The organism is Burkholderia sp. Ac-20392 (assembly GCF_017104585.1).
GTDB lineage: Bacteria > Pseudomonadota > Gammaproteobacteria > Burkholderiales > Burkholderiaceae > Burkholderia > Burkholderia lata.
In genome coordinates, this window is record NZ_JAAGPB010000146.1 from 1 (window position 1) to 17,952 (window position 17,952).

The 17,952-nt window shown below is 66.8% G+C and carries 16 protein-coding genes and 1 other RNA gene; 8 read left to right on the plus strand and 9 right to left on the minus strand.

Annotated elements, in window-relative coordinates:
• Positions 1–943, minus strand: a 943-nt coding sequence (locus G3N99_RS17660; protein ID WP_206123049.1) for a GAF domain-containing protein, incomplete at its 3' end; no start/stop codon positions are given.
• Between the two features lie 534 nt (positions 944–1,477).
• Between G3N99_RS17660 and G3N99_RS17665 the strand changes: the two genes are divergently transcribed.
• The 6 genes from G3N99_RS17665 to lipA all read left to right on the plus strand — a co-directional run bounded on the left by G3N99_RS17665 (position 1,478) and on the right by lipA (position 7,578).
• Positions 1,478–2,536: an NAD(+)/NADH kinase gene (locus G3N99_RS17665; RefSeq protein ID WP_206123050.1), complete on the plus strand. Its 1,059-nt coding sequence runs from the start codon at positions 1,478–1,480 to the stop codon at positions 2,534–2,536.
• 57 nt (positions 2,537–2,593) lie between these two features.
• A complete protein-coding gene (locus tag G3N99_RS17670) occupies positions 2,594–3,370 on the plus strand; it encodes an SDR family NAD(P)-dependent oxidoreductase (protein ID WP_206123051.1) in 777 nt (258 codons plus the stop codon).
• A 77-nt stretch (positions 3,371–3,447) separates the two neighbouring features.
• Positions 3,448–4,431 carry a thiamine pyrophosphate-dependent dehydrogenase E1 component subunit alpha gene (locus G3N99_RS17675; RefSeq protein ID WP_011352284.1) on the plus strand — a complete coding sequence of 328 codons (984 nt, stop codon included), beginning with the start codon at positions 3,448–3,450 and terminating at the stop codon, positions 4,429–4,431.
• 54 nt (positions 4,432–4,485) lie between these two features.
• On the plus strand, positions 4,486–5,490 hold the full coding sequence (locus tag G3N99_RS17680; RefSeq protein WP_174941110.1) for an alpha-ketoacid dehydrogenase subunit beta: 1,005 nt from the start codon (positions 4,486–4,488) through the stop codon (positions 5,488–5,490).
• Positions 5,491–5,494: 4 nt separating this feature from the next.
• The gene (locus tag G3N99_RS17685) at positions 5,495–6,610 is read left to right on the plus strand and encodes an acetoin dehydrogenase dihydrolipoyllysine-residue acetyltransferase subunit (protein ID WP_206123052.1); all 1,116 of its coding nucleotides are present in this window, start codon (positions 5,495–5,497) and stop codon (positions 6,608–6,610) included.
• 2 nt (positions 6,611–6,612) lie between these two features.
• Complete coding sequence (lipA, locus tag G3N99_RS17690) at positions 6,613–7,578, plus strand: lipoyl synthase (protein ID WP_206123053.1); 966 nt, start codon at positions 6,613–6,615, stop codon at positions 7,576–7,578.
• An 11-nt stretch (positions 7,579–7,589) separates the two neighbouring features.
• Here lipA and G3N99_RS17695 read toward each other — a convergent pair whose 3' ends face one another.
• The 8 genes from G3N99_RS17695 to trxA all read right to left on the minus strand — a co-directional run bounded on the left by G3N99_RS17695 (position 7,590) and on the right by trxA (position 16,193).
• On the minus strand, positions 7,590–8,951 hold the full coding sequence (locus tag G3N99_RS17695) for an MATE family efflux transporter (RefSeq protein WP_206123054.1): 1,362 nt from the start codon (positions 8,949–8,951) through the stop codon (positions 7,590–7,592).
• Between the two features lie 2 nt (positions 8,952–8,953).
• Positions 8,954–10,786, minus strand: a complete 1,833-nt coding sequence (locus G3N99_RS17700; protein ID WP_174941106.1) for a glycosyltransferase family 39 protein — start codon at positions 10,784–10,786, stop codon at positions 8,954–8,956.
• 144 nt (positions 10,787–10,930) lie between these two features.
• Complete coding sequence (locus tag G3N99_RS17705; protein ID WP_006753671.1) at positions 10,931–11,191, minus strand: type B 50S ribosomal protein L31; 261 nt, start codon at positions 11,189–11,191, stop codon at positions 10,931–10,933.
• 157 nt (positions 11,192–11,348) lie between these two features.
• Entirely contained in the window at positions 11,349–12,182 is an 834-nt protein-coding gene (locus G3N99_RS17710) for a M90 family metallopeptidase (protein ID WP_174941104.1), read from the minus strand.
• A 38-nt stretch (positions 12,183–12,220) separates the two neighbouring features.
• Positions 12,221–13,777 carry an MFS transporter gene (locus G3N99_RS17715; protein WP_206123055.1) on the minus strand — a complete coding sequence of 519 codons (1,557 nt, stop codon included), beginning with the start codon at positions 13,775–13,777 and terminating at the stop codon, positions 12,221–12,223.
• Positions 13,774–14,274 carry a MerR family transcriptional regulator gene (locus tag G3N99_RS17720; protein ID WP_174945919.1) on the minus strand — a complete coding sequence of 167 codons (501 nt, stop codon included), beginning with the start codon at positions 14,272–14,274 and terminating at the stop codon, positions 13,774–13,776. Before G3N99_RS17720 ends, G3N99_RS17715 begins: the two co-directional genes overlap by 4 nt.
• 136 nt (positions 14,275–14,410) lie before the next feature.
• Positions 14,411–15,673 carry a transcription termination factor Rho gene (rho, locus tag G3N99_RS17725; protein ID WP_006478662.1) on the minus strand — a complete coding sequence of 421 codons (1,263 nt, stop codon included), beginning with the start codon at positions 15,671–15,673 and terminating at the stop codon, positions 14,411–14,413.
• A gap of 193 nt (positions 15,674–15,866) precedes the next feature.
• Positions 15,867–16,193 carry a thioredoxin TrxA gene (gene trxA, locus G3N99_RS17730; protein ID WP_006402348.1) on the minus strand — a complete coding sequence of 109 codons (327 nt, stop codon included), beginning with the start codon at positions 16,191–16,193 and terminating at the stop codon, positions 15,867–15,869.
• Positions 16,194–16,598: 405 nt separating this feature from the next.
• Between trxA and ffs the strand changes: the two genes are divergently transcribed.
• Together ffs and dnaX are read left to right on the plus strand one after the other, a co-directional pair.
• Positions 16,599–16,697: signal recognition particle sRNA small type (gene ffs / locus G3N99_RS17735), an RNA gene on the plus strand.
• Positions 16,698–16,824: 127 nt separating this feature from the next.
• Positions 16,825–17,952: DNA polymerase III subunit gamma/tau (gene dnaX, locus G3N99_RS17740; protein WP_206123056.1), on the plus strand; the 1,128-nt coding region annotated here is incomplete at its 3' end.

Below are 17,952 nucleotides of genomic sequence, written 5' to 3' on the forward strand. Positions count from 1 at the left end.
TGCCGGGTTCGCGGCCGGTGCGCCGTAGCGGCGCACGCAGCCGCGCATAGAGCGGTGCGCCGGTCGCGCGCAGCCGTAGCGCAACGATTGCATCGAGCCGCGCGGCATCGCGCAGCGGCATCTCGGTCGCATCGAAGATCTCGTCGATATGGCGCGGTTCGCGCAGCGCCGGCAGCGCGTCGCGCGCCTGCCGGTTCGCGGCGACGATATTGCCGCATTCGTCGAACGCGATCAGCCACTCGGGTTGCGCCTCGACGTAGTGACGATTCGGATGCCCGAACAGGATCCAGTGCTGCGCGGTGCTGTGCACGAAGTAGCCGTCCTCGATCAGCGCCGCGCTCTGCCGCACGAGCTGATAGACGAGACGCTGGCTGTCGCGGCCGTCGGGCGAATGAACGGCCGACGCGTCGAGCACGCCGATCAGTTCGCCACCCGGCGAGAAGATCGGCGCCGCGCTGCAGGTGAGCGTCGTGAACGCCGCACGAAAGTGATCGGTCTTGTGCACGGTGATCGGCGCGAGATCGGTCAGTACGTTCGCGACACCGCATGTGCCTTCCTCGCTTTCCGACCAGCACGAGCCGATGTGCAGCCCCGCATGGCGGAAGTCGTTGCGGCGCTCGCGGTCGATCCGGTAGTCGATCGTCACGCCGTGCGCGTCGGTCAGCATCACGCAGTAGTCGGCGACGCGAATCATCTCGTGCAGCCGCGTCAGACACTGGCCCGACGCACGCAGGAAGGCCTCCTCCTTGTCGCGCACTTCACGCAGCTCGGCTGCGGTCAGCACGCGCGGGCCGATCGAAGAAGCGGGGTCGAGACAATAGCGCTCCAGCGACCGTTGCCACGACGACACGAGGCGCGTGGATTCGGCCGGCGCGGGCAGGCGTCCGGCGAGCGCGCCGAGTACACGGTCGGCGTGCTGGGCCTGGGGGACGGCGTAAGGCATGGTCGGCTCCGGTTCCGTACGGCGGGGGATGCGATGTTCTTGTAGCACATCCCGTTCGACGGATCACATTGCATCGCAGCACGCGGCGTGCGTGAGACGTTCGTCTCACCGGTATCGCGGGCTGTCTCGTGTCGTTGAGACGCGTTCATGTACGAGATGCGGCAATCGTCCGGCATGACGCGGCCTGCGCGGCGCCGCGATACCGCACGGTTTGCGGGCGGAACGGTGCGCTTGCACCGGCGTCACAGTGGCCGTTTCGTTGAATCAGCGATGTGAGACGAGCGGGCCGAATGGCCACACGTTCCATCCTTCCAGCAGCGAATCAGAAACACCGACATCCCCGCCTCGCCAGCATTCACAAGGGTTTCACGTTCATCGCACGCACGATGGCACGCCGCTTGCAGAGATCACGGGCAAGTCGGCGCGGTCGCGTCGATGACGACGATCCGCCCCCCGACGATGGCAGCGGACGAGACAGGCAGGGCCGCAGCACGCCAACGCGCCGCGGCCGGCCAACTGGATGGAGACAAACCCGTGACGACGCCCGTTACCGTCGGTGTGATCGCGAACCCCGCATCGGGGCGCGACATCCGCCGCCTTACGACGCATGCATCCGTATTTCCGACGGCGGAGAAGGCGAACATGGTCGTGCGCCTGCTGGCCGGCCTCGGCGCGATGGGCGTCGAGCGCGTGCTGACGCTGCGCGACCGGACGGGCATCGCGACGCTGCTGCTGCGTGCGATCGATACGCATCGGGCGGTCGCGCCGCACGAGCGCTGGCCCGAAGTCGAATTCGTCGACCTGCCGATCACCGACTCCGTCGCCGATACCCAGGCCGGCGCTGCATACCTGCACCGGATGGAAGTCGCGCTGATCGTCGTGCTTGGCGGCGACGGCACCCATCGCGCCGTCGCCGCGCACTGCGGCGCGACGCCGCTCGTCGCACTGTCCACCGGCACCAACAACGCGTTTCCCGAACATCGCGAAGCCACCGTCGCCGGTGTCGCGGCAGGACTTGCCGCGACCGGCGCGGTGCCGGCCGAAGTCGCATTCACGCGCAACAAGCGGCTCGTCGTGCGCTGCGTGGCGGGTGCGCAGCCGGGGCGCGAGGAGATCGCGCTCGTCGACGTATGCGCTGCGCGGCAGCGTTTCATCGGCGCCCGCGCGATCTCGGGGTCCGACGACATCGATTCGCTCTACCTGACGTTTGCGGATCCGGACGGGATCGGCCTGTCCGCACTCGGCGGCGCGTGGGCGCCGCTCGAGCGCAGCGCGCCGCACGGGCTCGCGATGCGTTTCGCGGGCGAAGGCAAGACGGCCGGCACACCGCTCGTCGCGCCGATTGCGCCGGGCCGCGTCGATCGCGTCGTGATGCGCAGTTGCGAGCGACTCGAACCGGGTACATGGCAGACGATCCCGTTCGAGCACGGCACGCTCGCGTTCGACGGCGAGCGCGAGATCGAGGTCGCGCGTGGCGATCGCTACGAGATCTCGCTCGACTGGCGCGGGCCGCTGACGGTCGACGTCGGCCGCACGCTGCGCTACGCGTCGTCACGGCAACTGCTGCGCGATGCCGGCGAGTGGCGCTATTGAGACCGTTTTACCGAGTGACATTTCGACATCCATAACGATCATCCAGGAGACATTGCCATGACAGCCCCACTCGAAGGACAGGTCGCCATCGTCACCGGCGGCGCGCGCGGTATCGGCCGCGGCATTGCACTGACGCTCGCCGGCGCGGGCGCCGACATCCTGCTGGCCGACCTGCTCGACGACGCACTCGACGCCACCGCGCGCGAAGTCCGCGCGCTCGGCCGCCGGGCGGCGGTCGCGAAGGTCGACGTCACGCAGGCCGCGCAGGTCGATGCGATGGTTGCGCAGGCAATCGCCGACCTCGGCCGGCTCGACATCCTCGTGAACTGCGCGGGCGTGATCAGCATTCATCCGGTCGGCGAACTGACCGAGCGCGACTGGGATTTCGTGATGGACGTGAACGCGAAGGGCACGTTCCTCGGCTGCCGCGCGGCGCTCGCACCGCTGAAGGCACAGGGCCACGGCCGGATCATCAACGTCGCATCGATCGCCGGCAAGGAAGGCTTTCCGAATCTCGCGCACTACAGCGCATCGAAATTCGCGGTCGTTGGCTTCACGAATGCACTCGCGAAGGAGGTCGCGCGCGACGGCGTGACCGTCAACGCGATCTGCCCCGGCATCGTGCGTACCTACATGTGGGACCGGCTGTCCGACGAATGGAAGGCCGACGGCGAATCGGTCGAGGCGTCGTGGCAGCGGCACCAGTTGACGCTGATTCCGCAGGGCCGCGCGCAGACGCCGGAGGACATGGGCCGGCTCGCGCTGTTCTTCGCGACGATGGACAACGTGACGGGCCAGGCCGTGAACGTCGACGGCGGCTTCACGTTCCACTGACGGCCGCAGGCCGTGAAATCCGTCGCCACGGCCCGGCCGCGGCGGCATTCGCAGTCAGACCTACCCAGGAGACACACATGACCGCTTCGACACAGCTCAGCAGGGACAAGCTGCTGGACGCCTACCGGCTGATGCGCACGATCCGCGAATTCGAGGAGCGCCTGCACGTCGAATTCGCGACCGGCGAGATCCCCGGCTTCGTTCACCTGTATGCGGGCGAGGAGGCGTCCGCGGTCGGCACGATACTGCACCTCGGCCTCGACGACTACGTCGCGACCACGCACCGCGGCCACGGCCATTGCATCGCGAAGGGCGTCGACGTACACGGGATGATGGCCGAGATCTACGGCAAGAAGACGGGCGTCTGCCACGGCAAGGGCGGCTCGATGCACATCGCCGACCTGGCGATGGGGATGCTCGGCGCGAACGGGATCGTCGGTGCGGGCGGCCCGCTCGTCTGCGGTGCGGCGCTCGCGGCGAAGCACAAGAAGACCGGCGGCGTCGGCGTGTGCTTCTTCGGCGACGGCGCATCGAACCAGGGCGTGATCTTCGAATCGATGAACCTCGCGTCGGTGTGGCGGCTGCCCGCGATCTTCGTGGCCGAGAACAACGGCTATGCGGAAGCGACGTCGTCGAGCTGGTCGGTCGCGACCGACAACATCGCCGATCGTGCGAACGGGTTCGGGATGCCGGGCGTGATCGTCGACGGCTTCGACTTCTTCGCGGTGCACGAAGCGCTTGGCGAAGCCGTCGAGCGGGCGCGCAACGGCGGCGGCCCGACGCTCGTCGAGGTGAAGTTCACGCGCTATTTCGGTCACTTCGAAGGCGACGCGCAAACCTACCGCGCACCCGGCGAGGTGCAGAAGCTGCGCGACGAGAAGGACTGCCTGAAGCATTTCGAAACGCGCGTCGTGCGGGCCGAAGCGCTGACGACCGCCGACCTGCGCGCGGTCGATGCCCAGGTGAAGGCGCTGATCGACGATGCGGTCGCGCAGGCCAAGGCTGCGCCGGTACCCGACGCGGCCGACCTGCTGACCGACGTCTACGTGTCGTACCCGTGAGCGCGGCCTGACACCGCGGCCGGCACGGCGAACCGAACATTCCAGGAGACAGACATGGCAAGGAAGATCACTTATTCGCAGGCGATCAACGAAGCGCTCGCACAGGAAATGGCGCGCGACGAAAGCGTGATCGTGATGGGCGAGGACAACGCAGGCGGCGCGGGTGCGCCGGGCGAGGACGACGCATGGGGCGGCGTGCTCGGCGTGACGAAGGGACTGTTCCACAAGTTTCCAGGCCGCGTGCTGGATACGCCGCTGTCCGAAGGCGGCTACATCGGCGCGGCGGTAGGAGCGGCCGCGTGCGGGATGCGGCCCGTCGCGGAGTTGATGTTCATCGATTTCATGGGCGTGTGCTTCGACCAGATCTTCAACCAGGCCGCCAAGTTCCGCTACATGTTCGGCGGCAAGGCCGTGACGCCGGTCGTGATCCGCGCGATGTACGGCGCCGGCTTGCGCGCGGCCGCGCAGCATTCGCAGATGCTCACGTCGCTGTTCACGCACATTCCGGGGCTGAAGGTCGTGTGCCCGTCGACGCCGTACGACGCGAAAGGGCTGCTGATCCAGGCGATCCGCGACAACGATCCCGTGATCTTCCTCGAACACAAGCTGCTCTATACCCGCGAAGGCGACGTGCCTGAGGAGTCCTATGCCATTCCGTTCGGCGAAGCGAACGTGATGCGCGACGGCGACGACGCGACGATCGTCACGTACGGCCGGATGGTGCATCTCGCGCTGGACGCGGCCGCGAAGCTCGCCAAGGACGGCATCCAGGTCGACGTGATCGACCTGCGCACGACGTCGCCGCTCGACGAGGAAACGATCCTCGAAAGCGCGGAGCGCACCGGGCGCGTGGTGGTCGTCGACGAAGCGAACCCGCGCTGCTCGATCGCGACCGACATTGCCGCGCTCGTCGCGCAGCGTGCGTTCCATGCGCTGAAGGCGCCGATCGAGCTTGTCACTGCGCCGCATACGCCCGCGCCGTTCGCGAGCGTGCTGGAAGACCTGTATATCCCGTCCGCCGATGCGATTGCGCAGGCGGTCCTGAAGACGAGGAGCTGACACGATGTCGATTCACATGATCACGATGCCCAAGTGGGGGCTGTCGATGGAGCAGGGGCAGGTCAACGGCTGGCTGAAGGCGCTCGGCGAACGCGTGACGAAGGGCGACGAAGTGCTCGACGTCGAGACCGACAAGATCTCGTCGGGCGTCGAATGCGCGTTCGACGGCACGCTGCGCCGGCAGGTCGCGCAGGAGGGCGAGACGCTGCCGGTCGGTGCGCTGCTCGGCGTCGTCGCGGCCGCCGATGCGAGCGATGCCGACATCGACGCGGCAATCGCCGATTTCCAGCGCGATTTCGTGCCGAGCGCGGCTTCCGACGAAGCCGCGGGCCCGCAGCCCGAAAAGGCGCAGATCGGCGGCCGGACGGTGCGCTTCCTGACGCTCGGCGAAGGCAGCGGCACACCCGCCGTGCTGATCCACGGCTTTGGCGGCGACCTCAACAACTGGTTGTTCAATCACGCGGATCTCGCCGCGCACCGGCCGGTGTGGGCGCTCGACCTGCCCGGTCACGGCGAGTCGGGCAAGGCGGTCGAGACGGGCAGCCTCGATGAACTGGCAGACGCGGTGCTCGCGCTGCTCGATGCGAAGGGCATCGGCCACGCCCACCTGATCGGCCATTCGATGGGCGGTGCGGTCGCGATGGCGGCGGCCGAGCGCGCGCCGCAACGTGTCGCGTCACTGACGCTGATCGCGAGCGCCGGGCTCGGCACCGACATCAACCGTGCTTACATCGACGGCTTCGTCGCCGGTAACAGCCGCAACACGCTGAAGCCGCACCTCGGCGCGCTGTTCGCGGACAACGCGCTGGTCACGCGGCAGCTCGTCGAGGATCTCGTCAAGTACAAGCGGCTCGAAGGCGTGCAGGCCGCGCTGGAAAAGATCGCGAATGCCGCGTTCGACGGTGCCGCACAGCGGCGCGTGTTTCGCGACCGGCTCGCGACGCTTGCGCCGCGCACGCTCGTGATCTGGGGCGAGCACGACCAGGTGATCCCGGCGCGGCACGCGCAGGGTCTGCCTGACGGCGTGCGCGCCGAGGTGATCGCCGGCAGCGGGCATATGGTGCAGATGGAGGCCGCCGCCGACGTGAACCGCTTGATCGTCGCGTTTCTCGGAGACTGACGATGGCCGCCGCGCTCGAACGACCCAGCCTCACGGCGCTCGGCCAGCCGGGCGCGAGAAGTCGCGACAAGCTCGCGCGCATTCCGGTGCGCGTCGAGCCTGCGGCCGGTGCGGCGTTGCCGAAGCCGCCATGGCTGCGCGCGCGGCCGATGATGAGCGCGGCGGTTGCCGACATGGCGGCCGTGCTGCGCGACCATCGGCTGCATTCCGTCTGCGAGGAGGCGATGTGCCCGAACATCGGCGAATGCTTCGCGCAGCGCACGGCGACCTTCATGATCATGGGCGGGCTGTGTACGCGGCGTTGCCCGTTCTGCGACGTCGCGCACGGCCGTCCCGAACCGCTCGATCCGGACGAGCCCGCGCGGCTGGCCGAGGCGGCCGCGGCGCTCGGATTGCGCTACGTCGTGATCACGTCGGTCGACCGCGACGACCTGCGCGACGGCGGCGCCGCGCATTTCGCCGCGTGCATCGCGGCGGTGCGCGCGAGCGTGCCGGGTATCGGCGTCGAAGTGCTGACGCCGGACTTCCGCGGTCGCGTGGCCCGCGCGCTCGATGCGCTCTCGACCGCCTGGCCCGACGTGTTCAACCACAACATCGAGACGGTGCCGTCGCTGTATCGCGCGGCGCGACCGGGTGCCGACTATCGCGGCTCGCTCGAACTGCTCGCACTGGCGAAGCGGGCACGGCCGGGGCTGGTGACGAAATCGGGGTTGATGCTCGGCCTTGGCGAGGGTGACGACGAAGTGCGCGACACGCTGCGCGACCTGCGTGCGCATGACGTCGACGTGCTGACGCTCGGCCAGTATCTCGCGCCGTCCGCGCACCATCTGCCGGTGCGGCGCTATGTGAGTCCGGACGCATTTGCCGCGTGGCGCGACGAGGCGTTATTGCTCGGTTTCAGGGAAGTCGTCGCCGGCCCGCTCGTGCGGTCGTCGTATCACGCGGCCGACGTGCTTGAGGAGACGTAGCGGGCAACGCGTCAGGCGGACGTAGACACGGCGGCATGCGCGCGACTGACGCGGCGCAGGTACAGCACGAGCCCGGCGCCCGCGAGCATCAGGCTGATCGTGTTCGCGAACCAGAAGCCGCGCGCGCCGGTCAGCCATGCGGGCGCGATGCCGCCCACGTCGAAACCGAGCGCGTAGCCGCCGCTGAGTCCGACGCCCCACAGCGCGACTGCATAGATCACGGTCGGCACGACCGCGACCTTGTAGGCGCGCAGCACGAATGCCGACGTAACCTGCAGCGCATCGAAGACGTGGTAGCACGCGACGATCGCGACGAGCGGCATCGCGGCCGCGGCGACGGTCGGGTTCGGCGTATAGCCGCCGATGATCAGCGGGCGCAGCACGAACACGAGCAGGCCGTAGGTCGCGGCAATGCCGCACGCGAAGATCACGCTGTGCCGGCCGAGCAGCCGGGCTTCCTCGGGCCGTCCGGCGCCGAGCGCGCGCGCGACCAGCGTCGACGCCGCCACGCCGATCGACAGTGGCGTCATGTACAGCACCGCACCGATGTTGCCGGCGATCTGGTGGCCGGCGAGCGTCGTCGTGCCGAACTGCGCGATGAACAGCGCCATGCACGTGTACGACGTGACCTCGATCAGGTACGACAGGCCCATCGGCACGCCGAGTTTCAGGATCGCCTTCTGGCGTTCCCAGGCCGGCCAGCAGAAGCGCGAGAAGATCGCGAGCGGCGCGAACACGTCGAGCTTCGCGAGCAGCGTGTAGCCGATCAGCGCGAGCGCCCAGTTGATCAGCGTGCTGGCGAGCCCGCAGCCGGGGCCGCCGAGGGCCGGCACGCCGAACCCGCCGAAGATGAACCACACGTTGAGCGGAAACTTGAGCAGCAGCGCGCCGATCTGCAGGATCATCGCGAGGCGCGGCTTGCCGGCGGCGTTGGTCAGCGCGTTGTAGATGCGGAAGACGAGGCTGGCGGGCAGCCCGTACGACAGGATGCGCAGGTAGTCGACGGTGCGGTCGTGCAACGCGGCGGGCGTGTGCGCGACACGCAGCAGCGGCTCGGGAAAATGCAGCAGGAGGAAGCCGGGCACCGCGAGCAGCAACGCGAGCCACAGCGCCTGGCGCACTTCCTCGCCGATCTCGGCATAGCGCCGCGCACCGTACAGCTGCCCGGTGATCGGCTGCAGCGCGGACAGGATGCCCGTCAGGCCGATATAGATCGATATGTAGATCGACGAGCCGAGCCCGAGCGCGGCCAGGTCGACGGCCGAGTAACGGCCGACCATCGCGGTGTCGATCACGCCGAACGCGATGATCGCGAGCTGGCCGACGAGCACCGGCCACGCGAGACCGACGATCCGGCGGATGTCGCCGAACATCGTCAATCGGCCGGCTGGCGGCGCGGCGGACGTCGCTTGACGGGCGTCTTCGGCCGTTCGATGCGCTCGTACAGACGGAAGCGCTCGTCGCGGTCGGCGGCGCGTCGGCCTTCCCACACGAGACGCCACACGTATTGCGACATCGAGCTCGGCTCGCCGAAGTCCGCGCGGTCCTGGCGCAGGATCACGTCGCAGTCGCCGGAGAAATCGAAGCGCATGTTGCCGAAATACGCGAAGGTTGCGATCTGCGCGTCACCAAGCCGCACCGGCGAGATGCACTCGTAGTCGGACGGCAGGTGCACCGCGATCTGCTGCGCGACGTCGCGATAGGTCCGGCCGTAGTTGACGATCGGCAGCCACAGGGTCATCAGCAGCACCCACATCAGTGTGGTGCCCGCACCCGACAGCACGACGCTGCGCCACAGCACTTTCGGCTGCCGCGAGATGCGCCAGCGCACGAGGAAGCACCAGCACACGGTGGCGATCACCGCGCAGACGAACGACAGGATCTTGAAGTGCGGCTCGTAGCCGGGCACGAGGCGCGCGAGGTTGCGTGCGAGCGGATGCGGGAAGCCCGTGATCGACGCGAGCCACACGAGCCACACGAAGGTGCCGAGGATCGTGAAGCTCAGCACCGCGAACCAGTCGATCGCGTTGATCGCGCCGCGCTTGAGGGTCGGCAGCGCGAACGTCGCGAGCACCGCGAGCGGCGGCAGCAGCAGCATGTACATGCGGTTCGACTGCTGGCTCTGCAGGATCACGAGCGCGACGAGCGGCACGGCGACCGACAGCGGAATCGCGACGTGCGCCCGGCGGCGCATGCCGGCCCAGCTCCACCATGCCCAGATCGCGAGCGGCCACGCGGGCCACGTGAACAGCGGCAGGTTCTTCGCCGCATAGCCGAGCACGGCGGTCGGCGGGCCGGAAAAGCGCATCAGGCTGCCGTGGATCCACTGGTTGAAGAACCAAGCGGCATCGTCGGGCGCCGCGACGAACGCGGCCAGCGGCCACAGCGCGAAGATCGCGGCCGCGAGCGGCACGCCGACCAGCGGCAGGCGCAGGTTGCGCATCTCGGGCGTGACGAGCCACAGCACGGCCGTGCCGGCGAGCAGGGCGACGACCAGCACCGGATTGCCGGACAGTGCGACGAGGCCCATCGCGAGGCCCCACCACAACGCGCCCTGCATCGGCTTGTCGATGCCGCGCACGATCCCGTAGACGAGCATCGCGATCCACGCGAACTGCGCGAGCTGCGGCGTCGTTTCATGCCCGCGCTCCGCGAGGCCGAAGCAGGCGACGAGTACCAGCAGCGCGCCGTCGGCGAGCGTGCGGCCGTAGTCGCGCGGCTCGGGCTCGCCGCCGAATGCGTATTTGAACGGCTGGACCTCGGCACGCCGGCCGAGCAGGTAGGCCGCATACCAGACGAAGGCGCACGCGACGCAGAACAGCACGCCGGTATCGACGCGCGACGCGTTGCTCGCGTCGACCCACGGGCCCAGGCCGCGGATCGACAGTGCGCCGAGCCAGTAGCCGAGCGGCCCGTCGGTCGTGATGAACTTGCCGACCAGGTTCGGCAGCAGCCAGTCGTGCCAGCCGCCCTTGGCCATCGTCCACATCACGCCGAAGCCTGCCGCGTCCTCGTTCTTCCACGGGTCGCGGCCGAACAGGCCGAACGCTGCGTAGACGAAGCAGAGCGTGAGCAGCAGCCAGCGCGGTAGCGCGCGCGTGGCGGAGGCGGTGAGACGGACGACAGGCTTCATGCAGATGAGCGATTTGTTATGGGCGGGTGGCCGGCGCGGATGCGCGCGGTGGAGCCGGTTTCGAGCATCCGGCATTGTAGACGCGCCCGCTGTTGCGCGTCAGGTCGTTGCCCGGGCGCCGGCTGGCGGCTGCCGGGCGAGCAGAGACAAAAAAGGGCAGCCTGGGCTGCCCTTTTGTGCGGTACCGGTGCAATGCAACCACCGGATGCAATGCGAAGCTTACTTCGCCTTGCCGCTGGCGCGAACGCCGAACTTGTTCTTGAACTTCTCGACACGGCCTGCCGTGTCCATGATCTTTTGCTGACCGGTGTAGAACGAGTGCGATTCCGACGACACTTCGATCTTGGCGAGCGGGTAGGTCTTGCCGTCGAGTTCGATGTTTTCGCGCGTCTGGATCGTCGAGCGCGTGATGAACTTGAAGCCGTTCGACATGTCTTGGAAGACGACTTCGCGGTAATTCGGGTGGATGCCTTCTTTCATGGTCTTTCCTTGGTGAGAGCGGTAGCCAACCCGCCGCTTGCCGTGCCGGAGCGCGCATATTGCGCAAACCAGACGACGCCAAGCCCGGCGCGAGCCACTTGCCTAAGGTCGAAAAACGGCGATTATGCCAGAAAATCAGATGGTTGACGAATAATTTTCATGGTGCGTCGAGTGCGCCGGTGCCGGCCGGATCCTGCCGGTAGTAGCGCGCGAGCAGTCGGTACAGCTCCGGAAATTCGGACTCGAACGCTTTCGGCCGCACGAACAGCGCTTCGCTGCATACCGCGAAGAATTCCGACGGGTGGTCGGCCGCATACGGATCGATCAGCGAATCCCGCTCGAAGCGCGCCCACGCGCGGTCCGGCACCGCATCGACGCGCGCGCAGAACTGATCGTACGCGTGCTCGAACACGTCGGCCCACGCCTGCGCATCGAGGTGCGGCGCATGCCAGCGCCGAAATAGGGGCGGATAGCCGTCGGCCGCGCCGTTGAGCATGTCGATCTTGTGCGCGAACTCGTGGATCACGACGTTGTATGCGTCGCGGCCGTCCGTCATCTGCGCATCTTCCCAGGACAGGATCACGGGGCCGCCTTCCCAGGCCTCGCCGCTTGCATCCTGCTCGACTTCGTGGACGACGCCATCCTCGTCCTGCACCGTCTTGCGGATCACGAACTCGCCCGGATACACGACGACGCCGACCCAGCCGTCGTACAGCGACAGGTCGAGATTCAGCACGGGCAGGCAGGCCTGCGCGGCGATCGCGGCGATCATCGCGTCGGTCAGCTCCAGCCCGTGGGCGGTCGAGAACGATTTCTTCGCGACGAACAGGCTCGTCAGTTCGCGCAGCCGGCCGAGCGCGTCGGGCGACAGTGCCGCGAGGAACGGCAGGCGCTCGACGGTGTCCTGCCACAGCGCATCGGGGATCGGGTGGCTGCGCAGCGCGCGGTCGCGGCGGCGGTCGTCGAACCAGCGGGTCAGTTTCGAGAGCATGAAGGCGGCTCGCGGAAATCCAAAGCCTGTCTTTTAACTCAATCGATCTCTTTTTGCCATGCCGCAAAGAGGCCGCCGACCAGCGCCACGCCCGCGAGGAAGTAAAAGCCGTCGAGCGATGCGAGGAACGACGCCTGTTGCGCGACCATCCGCGCGATCGACGCGATTGCGAGGCCGTGCGCCTCGTTCAGCGCATGGCCGGCGGCTGTATAGCTGCGCGTCAGTGCCTCGACGGTCTGCTGGAACACCGGGTCGAACACGTTCGCGCGTTCGACGAGCCGTGTCTGGTGCACGGCCACGCGGTGCTGTTCGACGATGATCACCGACGACGTCGCGAACGAGATGGTCAGTTGCCGCACGATGTTCTTCAGCCGGTAGCCGTGCGTGTATTCGTCGATCGCGAAGATCCGGAACGTCAGGTTGGCCACCGGCAGCACGATGAAGAGGAGCAGCAGCCCGCGCAGCAGCAGCGGGACGATTAGCGCGGCTTCGCCGACCTGCGGCGTCATGCGCGTCATCCACAGCGCGGCCGCGATGGCGATCGCGAACCCCGGCACGACGAACCACTTCTTGTGCGTGACGAATTTCGCGTAACGCAGGTACGCGAACAGCGCGGTGGCCGAAATCAGCGACATCGTGCCCACCAGCCGCCCGGCGTTCTCGACCGGATAGCCGAGGCCGCCTTCAAGAAACCGCGACGTCAGGTAACTGAAGCCGGTCGACTCGTAGTAATAGAACATGTAGAGCAGCAACCCGACCTGGAACGTCCGTTCGCGGAACGCGTGCAGGCGCACGAGCGGCGTCGGATGGTTCCACTGGTGATACGCGAACCACGCAAGCGCGCCGATCCCCGCGATCGTCAGCAGGATCAGCATCGGCGAGCCGCTGTAGAGCTGGTAATGCACCTGCTGCAGCACGATCTGCAGTGCGCCTTGCGCGAGCGCGAACACGACATACGGCCAGAAGTGCCCGGAGCCGCGTTCGTCGTCGGGTGTCCGGCCCGAATCGGGCAGCGTGAGCAGCGCGAGGATCGCGAACGCGATGCCGGCCGGCGCCGAGCACGCAAACAGCGCGCGCCACGTCGAATGCGCGACGAGCAGGCCGCCGACGATCGGCGCGAGCGCGCTGCCGAGCAGGATCATGATCAGGAACGCGCGTGTCGCGGGCGGCCGTTCCTGCGGCTTGAAACTGATCTGGATCAGGATCCGGCACGCGCCCATCATCGGGCCGATGAAATACCCCTGAAAGCCGCGCGCGAACGCGAGTTCGAGCGACGTGTCGGCGAGCGCAGCCGCGATCGCGCCGAACGAGAACATCAGCATGCAGCCGGCGACGTAGCGGCGATGGCCGAGCCGGTCGACCCACCATTGCTGCTGCAGGATGCCGAGCACGGCTGTGACCGCGTAGGCGCTCGACGACCACACGAGTTCGTCGGGCGATGCGTTGATGCCGCCCGCGATGTAGCTCGCGAAGAACGAGAAGATCGCGTTGTCGAAATAGTCGATGCCGGTGACGAGCGCGAGCGCCCACGGGAACAGGTCCGCGCGCAGGTTCGCGCGGCTCCACAGCGGCGAGCGACCGGGCATCGCACTCATTCGCGCGCCTTGCGCGCGCGCCGCGTGCCGGCTTCGGCCTGCCGCTGCGCGATCAGCGCATCGGCGTTTTCGCCGGCAAGACGCCGATCGACGTAGTCGATGTCGTGCTGCAGTTCCTTGCGCAGCGCGACGGCTTCCTTCAGTTCGCGCTGGACGGCCGCGATCCGCCGGTCGAGCGTGTCGATCTGCTCGGCAAGGCCGGTGCGGATGTCGCGCAGCGACGCGTCCGAATAGCGGCGCCGGCCGTCGCCCGTTTCTTCCAGCGGGCGTTTCAGCATTTCGGTGATGCCGTGCAGCGAGAAGCCGAGCGCCCGCAGCCGCAGGATACGCGCGAAGCGCTCGAGGTCGGCTTCGTCGTAGAGGCGATAGCGGCCTTCGCTGCGCGACGGCGTGACGAGTCCGCGCTCTTCGTAATACTTCAGCGTGCGCGGCGTGACGCCGAGCCGCGACGCGGCATCGCTCACGGTCAGCAGCGGGGTGGGGGCGTCGTTCGGCATCGGGAGGCGGGGGATTCGATGTGGGCGATGGCGCGATTATAGGTCAACCTGTACGTTCACGTTCAGGTTGACACCGAAAAACGGCCGCCGGGCAGGATGCGCGGGCGGCCGTCTTTTTGATGCGGGGCGAGGGCGATCAGCCGCCGCGGCGCATCAGGTCGAAGAACTCGGAGTTGCTCTTCGTCTGGCGGATCTTGTCGAGCAGGAATTCCATCGCCTCGACTTCGTCCATGTCGTGGATGAACTTGCGCAGCACCCAGATCTTCTGAAGGATCTCGGGCTTGATCAGCATTTCTTCACGACGCGTGCCCGACTTGTTCAGGTTGATCGACGGATACACGCGCTTTTCCGCGAGGCGTCGCTCGAGGTGCACTTCCATGTTGCCGGTGCCCTTGAACTCTTCGTAGATCACGTCGTCCATGCGGCTGCCGGTTTCGATCAGCGCGGTGCCGATGATCGTCAGCGAACCGCCTTCCTCGATGTTGCGCGCCGCGCCGAAGAAGCGCTTCGGACGCTGCAGTGCGTTTGCGTCGACACCGCCCGTCAGCACCTTGCCCGATGCCGGGATCACGGTGTTGTACGCGCGTGCGAGACGCGTGATCGAGTCGAGCAGAATCACGACGTCGTGCTTCATTTCGACGAGGCGCTTGGCCTTCTCGATCACCATTTCGGCGACCTGGACGTGACGCGTGGCCGGTTCGTCGAACGTCGATGCGATCACTTCGCCGGCGACCGAACGCTGCATTTCGGTCACTTCTTCAGGGCGCTCGTCGATCAGCAGCACGAACAGGATCACGTCCGGGTGGTTCTGCTTGATCGCGTGTGCGATGTGCTGGAGCATCACGGTCTTGCCCGACTTCGGCGACGCGACGAGCAGGCCGCGCTGGCCCTTGCCGATCGGCGCGATCATGTCGATGATGCGGCCCGTGACGTTTTCCTCGCCGCGCATTTCGCGTTCGAGCGACAGCGGCTTGTTCGGGTGCAGCGGCGTGAGGTTCTCGAACATGATCTTGTGTTTCGAGGCCTCGGGCGGCTGCCCGTTGACTTTGTCGACCTTCACCAGCGCGAAGTAGCGCTCGCCGTCCTTCGGCGTGCGGACTTCACCTTCGATGGTGTCGCCGGTGTGCAGGTTGAAGCGGCGGATCTGCGACGGGCTGATATAGATGTCGTCGGTGCTCGCGAGGTACGACATTTCCGGCGAGCGCAGGAAGCCGAAGCCGTCCGGCAGCACTTCGAGCGTACCGTCGCCGAAGATCGTCTCACCCGTCTTGGCGCGTTTTTTAAGAATGGCAAACATCAACTCCTGCTTGCGCAGGCGGTTCGCGTTTTCGATCTCCAGGCCATTGGCCATTTCGATCAGTTCGGAGACGTGCAGAGACTTGAGCTCGGATAAATGCATACGGAGAACCCGCCAGGGAGGAGACGACGAAAGAAATAAAGGGAGGAGGGCGAGCGGAAGCGCTCAGAGACTTAAATGCGTCTTGTAGACGTTTTTTAATTCTAGCATAGGCCGATTCGCGCTTGAGCGAGCGATCGGCGGCTTGTCGACGGACGTGTTGCCGGTTGACAACACGTCCGCGGAACTGCCTGTATTACAGGTGGCTGTCCAGGAATGCGGTGAGCTGCGACTTCGACAGCGCGCCGACCTTCTGCGCGGCGGCCGCGCCGTTCTTGAACAGGATCAGCGTCGGGATGCCGCGCACGCCGAACTTCGCGGGCGTTGCCTGGTTGTCGTCGACGTTGATCTTCGCGATCTGCAGCTTGTCGCCGTAGTCCTTCGCGACTTCGTCGAGGATCGGGGCGATCATCTTGCACGGGCCGCACCATTCGGCCCAGAAATCGACGAGCACGGGCTTGTCGGACTTGACGACGTCCTGTTCGAACGATGCGTCGCTGATGTGTTTGATCTGTTCGCTCATTGGGTCAATACCTCTTACGGTTCGGGGACTGCCTGCTTGCGCGTTGCGGCGTACCGGCTGCCGTTGGCGGCCGGCCGCTGCGGCAGGTCACTCCGCTCTCCGGAAAGGAGGGGTGTAAGCGCTGCATGCCGCGGCTCGCGGGTCGTTCGGGCGTCATATTAGCCTAAATTGCTATCTGCTGCGGGCGGCGATAGTAGCCGCTACGCGAGTAGGGGTACGACGCGACGTTCGACCGTTGTGTCCAGCAGGTGGAGGCCGGCCCGTAAATTACAAGGGGTGGGTGCGCATGCAATTCGCATCGGGCGAGCTTCCTGCAGCCCGGCGCGCGTCGGTTTGTCGGGTCATATGCGCATTGGTGCGAACAAACGGTCGCATTCATCCGGAAGCGGTGATAGAATATGCCGTGACGGGCCTCCTCGCATGGTGGGGCGGTGAACCTGGTCAGGTCGGGAACGAAGCAGCCACAATCGTTTTCCGCCAGTGCCGAGGGTTGGGCTCGTCACCTTCCTTCTCGCCCCATTCGCAGGGCGTTTTTTATTTCTGCATCACACTCCGTTTTACCTGCCCGTTGCCTGTCTTCCGCACCGTTTCGCGTGTCGGCGCGACGCAGCGTTACTGATACAATTTCCCGATGACCTATCAAGTTCTCGCACGCAAGTGGCGTCCGAAGGATTTCGCTTCGCTCGTCGGCCAGGAGCACGTCGTCAGGGCGCTTACGCACGCGCTCGACGGCGGGCGTCTCCATCACGCCTATCTGTTTACCGGAACCCGCGGTGTCGGCAAGACGACGCTGTCGCGGATCTTCGCCAAGGCACTCAACTGTGAAACCGGCGTCACGTCGCAGCCGTGCGGCGTGTGTCGCGCCTGTCGCGAGATCGACGAAGGGCGTTTCGTCGATTACGTCGAGATGGATGCCGCGAGCAACCGCGGCGTCGATGAAATGGCCGCGCTGCTCGAGCGCGCGGTGTACGCGCCCGTCGATGCGCGCTTCAAGGTCTACATGATCGACGAAGTGCACATGCTGACGAATCACGCGTTCAACGCGATGCTGAAGACGCTCGAGGAGCCGCCGCCGCACGTCAAGTTCATCCTCGCGACGACCGATCCGCAAAAAATTCCCGTCACCGTGCTGTCGCGCTGCCTGCAGTTCAATCTGAAGCAGATGCCGGCCGGGCACATCGTGTCGCATCTCGAGCGGATTCTCGGCGAAGAGCAGATCACGTTCGAGCCGCAGGCACTGCGCCTGCTTGCGCGTGCCGCACAGGGCAGCATGCGCGACGCGCTGTCGCTCACCGACCAGGCGATCGCCTATTCGGCGAACGAAGTGACCGAGTCGGCCGTGTCGGGCATGCTCGGCGCGCTCGACCAGACTTACATGGTGCGTCTGCTCGACGCGCTTGCCGCGGGCAGCGGCCCGGAAATCCTCGCGATTGCCGACGAGATGTCGCTGCGCAGCCTGTCGTTCTCGACCGCACTTCAGGATCTTGCGAGCCTGCTGCACCGGATCGCGTGGGCGCAGTTCGCGCCGGGCTCGGTGCTCGACGAATGGCCCGAAGCAGGCGACCTGCGCCGTTTCGCCGACACGCTGAGCCCCGAGCAGGTCCAGTTGTTCTATCAGATCGCGACCGTCGGTCGCGCCGAGCTCGGCCTGGCGCCGGACGAGTACGCCGGTTTCACGATGACGCTGCTGCGGATGCTCGCGTTCGAGCCGGCGGTTGCCGCCGGCAGTGCGCCGGGCGGCCAGCCGGCCGCGCCGCGT